1 protein-coding gene is annotated in these 533 nt (G+C 45.8%); it reads right to left on the bottom strand.

Features of this window, described 5'->3' with window-relative positions; all coding sequences use genetic code 11:
• Positions 1 to 104: 104 nt before the first annotated feature.
• Entirely contained in the window at positions 105 to 446 is a 342-nt protein-coding gene (locus INT19_RS04620) for a zinc ribbon domain-containing protein YjdM (protein WP_193059892.1), read from the bottom strand.
• Between the last annotated feature and the right edge of the window lie 87 nt (positions 447 to 533).

Raw genomic sequence — 533 nt, 5'->3', positions numbered from 1 at the left:
ATCCTCTCAAGATATGGAGTCTCCGGTAAAGCCGGGGCGGTTCACTATGCCTTTAAGTACTATGCCTTTAAGTACTATGTCTTTAAGTACTATGTCTTTGCGTACTAGGCTTTTTTGACGAACTCTGACTTAAGCTTCATGGGCCCAATACCGTCGACCTTGCAATCAATATCGTGATCACCATCGACTAAACGAATATTTTTAACCTTAGTGCCTACCTTAACCACTAGCGAACTGCCTTTGACCTTGAGGTCTTTAATGACAGTGACGCTGTCACCATCTGCCAGCATATTGCCGTTAGCATCACGAATACCAGAGCCAGCCGCTTCAGCGCCCTCTTCTGCTACTTTTGACCATTCGTTGCCGCATTCCGGGCAGACATACTGAATACCATCATCGTAGGTAAATTCAGAGGCACAGGCAGGACAATTGGGTAGATCACTCATGATAGGCTCCAACGCATCAGGCTAATACACAGGACTTAGTCACACACAGAACTTAGTCAGACACAGAACTTAGTCAGACACAGAACT

It is taken from the genome of Halomonas sp. 3A7M (assembly GCF_014897875.1).
GTDB lineage: Bacteria > Pseudomonadota > Gammaproteobacteria > Pseudomonadales > Halomonadaceae > Vreelandella.
This window is presented reverse-complemented; position numbering and strand designations above follow the sequence as displayed.